At 43.0% G+C, this 3,401-nt stretch carries 6 protein-coding genes; 2 read left to right on the top strand and 4 right to left on the bottom strand.

Translation table 11 applies throughout. The features are described from left to right. Positions 1-340 precede the first annotated feature (340 nt). A complete protein-coding gene (locus tag D7M11_RS38255; protein ID WP_120752092.1) occupies positions 341-502 on the top strand; it encodes an AraC family transcriptional regulator in 162 nt (53 codons plus the stop codon). Between the two features lie 80 nt (positions 503-582). Next, positions 583-1,002: a GyrI-like domain-containing protein gene (locus D7M11_RS36020; protein WP_120752093.1), complete on the top strand. Its 420-nt coding sequence runs from the start codon at positions 583-585 to the stop codon at positions 1,000-1,002. Between the two features lie 265 nt (positions 1,003-1,267). On the opposite strand, the gene D7M11_RS37700 is transcribed toward D7M11_RS36020, so the two are convergent. The 4 genes from D7M11_RS37700 to D7M11_RS36245 all read right to left on the bottom strand — a co-directional run bounded on the left by D7M11_RS37700 (position 1,268) and on the right by D7M11_RS36245 (position 2,929). Further along, the gene (locus tag D7M11_RS37700; protein ID WP_240041456.1) at positions 1,268-1,507 is read right to left on the bottom strand and encodes a transposase; all 240 of its coding nucleotides are present in this window, start codon (positions 1,505-1,507) and stop codon (positions 1,268-1,270) included. After that, entirely contained in the window at positions 1,470-1,790 is a 321-nt protein-coding gene (locus D7M11_RS37705) for a hypothetical protein (protein WP_240041455.1), read from the bottom strand. The genes D7M11_RS37700 and D7M11_RS37705 overlap by 38 nt, the downstream gene beginning before the upstream one ends. Before the next feature lie 278 nt (positions 1,791-2,068). Continuing rightward, on the bottom strand, positions 2,069-2,593 hold the full coding sequence (locus tag D7M11_RS36030) for a hypothetical protein (protein ID WP_120752094.1): 525 nt from the start codon (positions 2,591-2,593) through the stop codon (positions 2,069-2,071). A gap of 15 nt (positions 2,594-2,608) precedes the next feature. Continuing rightward, entirely contained in the window at positions 2,609-2,929 is a 321-nt protein-coding gene (locus D7M11_RS36245) for a hypothetical protein (RefSeq protein WP_193556370.1), read from the bottom strand. Positions 2,930-3,401: the final 472 nt, after the last annotated feature.

The raw sequence follows: 3,401 nt of genomic DNA on the forward strand, positions 1-3,401 counted from the left end.
GAGCGACATTCCGTGGTGCACCAAGGTCGCTGGGGTCAGACTAACGGTAGGGTTCGCGACACCATAGTTCATCGACCTCCCTCGCCAGCCGTAATATAATTATAGAACGGATAGCCCCAATTTTCATCATCTGTGGTGCTCCGTGAGGGGCATGGGGGGCTAACGGGTACGATAGCGTGGAGCTGCCATAAGGACAGCTCCTCTTTATGTTTATTGAAGTAACGGGAAGGAGAGTTTAGGATCATCCCTAATTTTTTCCGCAAAAAAAATCAAAAACTGCGACAAAGTATTGTATATAATCGGCTTAGTATCGGGGATATGCGAGAAAGGAAAGCACTTGATGGATTATTATTTTACTCAAATTCGGCAAGCAGTTGCCTATTTGGAGAATAGGTTGACTGAGGAGATTACGCTAGTAGAGGCAGCTGAAGCCGCAGGGTTTTCACAGTATCATTTTCATCGAATTTTCCAGACATGGGTCGGTCAATCGTTAGCTCACTGAAGAAAGGCTTAAACATTTATATGGAGGTATGCCGATGGAGGCCAGAATCGTTGAGAAGGTAGCGTTTAAAGTGGTTTGGGATGAAGGTGGAAACGAGAATGTCAGAAAACAAAATACCAGGGTTATGGGAACAATTTCTAAAACCGATTAATGAGGTAAGGCAGCGTTCGAACGAGCACGATACATACGGGATTAGTGAGTACAGTGACAACTATGTTGATGAGTGGTCTACCTATTGGGCTTGTGTGCCTGTCAACTGCTTTGAGGAAATTCCTGAGGGAATGGTCGCTAAGATCGTGTCAGCTGCTCGCTATGTTGTAGTTACCCATAAAGGCAAACTTCAGACGATGGGTAATGCGTTTGATTACATTCACACAACATGGCTGCCGAAGTCAGGATATGAGCTAGATGAAAAAGATAGTTTTGAATTATACAGTGAACGATTTGTAGGTGGTGACAATGAGGAGTCGGAGACAGATCTGTACATTGCAATAAAATAAAAATTTCAGCCCGTCACTGAACTACCCTGAAAATCAAAATGCACGGAGCAGCTAAAATGGCAATACGAAACAAACGCGGCTTGTGTGTTTTTATAAAAAGCTGCGCCTTCATTCAACTGGGTTGGAAGGATGTCATGATGCAGCGGGGTTGGATAGGGTAACGGTAAAGCCTAGGTTTTCGAGCCTTCGCACAGACTGTTTGACGATCATCTCTTGCTGCCTGGTCTCAAAATAATTGGCACCCAAGTCATGGTAATTCTAATTCTCACCGCGAGTCAGCAAATAATAAGCGATCGTCAACACCCGAATGTGCAACCGCTATAGCTGCACGTTGCCTTCCCTTACGGGCAGCAATACGTCGGTATTGGGCACCCAGATAGTTGTCTGACCCTCGTATGGATTGGGCGGCTTCTGTGAGAGCGGCACGGAGATATTTGTTGCCCTTGCGAGTCTTGAAAGGCTTGCGTTTACCGGCGCTTTCGTTGTGTCCAGGAACAAGTCCGATCCATTAACAAAGGTGAGCTGCGCTTGGAAAAATGGGAGCCGACATCCGTCCCAATCTCGGCAAGGATCTGTTCAGCGGTGCGTCGGGCGATTCCCGGGATGGTGTCCAGATGATCAAGTTGTTCCTGAAAAGGGTCGAGCCGTTTGGTTACCTCCGTATCCAGATCCACGATATGTTCATTAAGAAAGTCGATGTGAGTCAGCATCGCTTTTAACATGAGCCGTTGATGGGCGCTCATGTTGCCTCGAAGCGCCAATTCCAATTGGTCTTTCTTGCGCTTCAAAGTTCGACGTACGAGGCCGGCAAGCGACTGTTTCATAGCGCTGGACAATCAATTGAATAATCCCCTTCATCGGGTATAACTAGGTTTCCGTGTATTTTTAAATAATTAATTCCAGTTGGATAAGTGGCTACAATAAAAAACCTCCTACAAATGTAGGAGGAAGGCAAATATAATGGGAAGGGAAACCTTGCCTCAACAGCCTCGGCGAATGCTGAGAGGCTATTTAGATAAAAGCCTTTTGGGACAGCTCCGAATATACGATGACAAATGGAAAAAGATTACTCTGTTATGTCAAATTCGTTCATAAGTTTCCATAAGGGGCCAAGTTTTTCATCAGTGTATTTAACTAATTCGCCCACGTGTGTGGCACCGGTATTCCGTTCCCAAATTATTTTGGCACTTCTTTCGTCACTGCTGATCAATATTCCATAAGCTTTATCGCCTTTTTGATAAGATTCTTGGGCCTTTTTCAATGCCATGTGAAATGATTGATGTTCATTATTGCTCAGCTTATGTGAGTATAGCCTCTGAATGTCAAAGCCGAAATATAGCTTAAAATCGTCTTTCGAGAAGGTCGCTGCTTTCGTATTGGACAGCCTGTCTATTCCTCTATACCAAGACGAGTAGAGCATTTCCACTACTTCTTTATCTTCACTTTCCTCCCATGTCGTTGTCAATAGTTTGGCTTCACTTATAATTCGCCCACTCGTATCGGGCTGAAACTGACTGGCGTATACCGGACTAAGCGCGGCAAGACAAAGAATAGCGCTAGCAATACTCATTTTCACTACTTTATTTTTCATAACGATGATCCTCCCTTAGTGTAAATATTCTTGTTCATAATAAGCATTTTCGTTAGAGAACGCCGGATCAGGAAACCAGTAGTTTTGCCAAGTTACCAACTTATACGATGATGAAGCTGGATGAAAACAAGCATCTAATTTGTCATGAGCATCAAGCTCACCAGTTCCATTTTTTGTTACACTATGGCCATCTAAATAACTGCCATTTTTCCAAAGCTGTAATCCTGCCGTGGCTTGATTGGTAACTCCTACATTTGCTCCAGTTATATTCGACACCACTTTAGAGTGACCGTCCAAATAATTTCCTGATGGTGATGAGCAGGATACAGCATACATGTTGCTAGACCAGTAATGATTACCACGCCATCCAAAAGCTGCAAAACTACACTACTTAATAATACCGATAGACAAACGATAAGTGCACCGACCTTAAGCCTAAACAATAAAAATTATGGAATTCAATCCCGAAATTACAAAAATATTACTACAAAGTAAATGGTATCGTTCTTTCTTGATTTGTTCAATAGCTTAATAGGATAAAAATTGAAACGAGTGGCTTGAAATTATGGGGTTGGAAACAAACTCAAATGATTGAAATAATGTGGGCATTCAACTATCGGAGACATTAGTTCAACTATATGGAGCAGCTTTGCCACGGGCAGCTGCTCCTCTTTTTATTAAGCTATACCAGCTAATAGGCTGTCAATATTTAATTATTAATGAACGAAACGAAGGATGATATACTGGTAAAAGGGTACAACAAATAACCGTCCCACAGTATATGGGAAGGTTTTCCTCAATGTCTAAG

Source organism: Paenibacillus ginsengarvi (assembly GCF_003626695.1).
Taxonomy (GTDB): domain Bacteria; phylum Bacillota; class Bacilli; order Paenibacillales; family NBRC-103111; genus Paenibacillus_AB; species Paenibacillus_AB ginsengarvi.

What these genes read in the sequence shown, in the direction of transcription:
- D7M11_RS38255 (WP_120752092.1), top strand. Translation starts at nt 341, where the DNA reads ATGGATTATTATTTTACTCAAATTCGGCAAGCAGTTGCCTATTTGGAG.
- D7M11_RS36020 (WP_120752093.1), top strand. Translation starts at nt 583, where the DNA reads ATGAAGGTGGAAACGAGAATGTCAGAAAACAAAATACCAGGGTTATGG.
- D7M11_RS36030 (WP_120752094.1), bottom strand. Translation starts at nt 2,593, where the DNA reads ATGAAAAATAAAGTAGTGAAAATGAGTATTGCTAGCGCTATTCTTTGT.
- D7M11_RS36245 (WP_193556370.1), bottom strand. Translation starts at nt 2,929, where the DNA reads ATGTATGCTGTATCCTGCTCATCACCATCAGGAAATTATTTGGACGGT.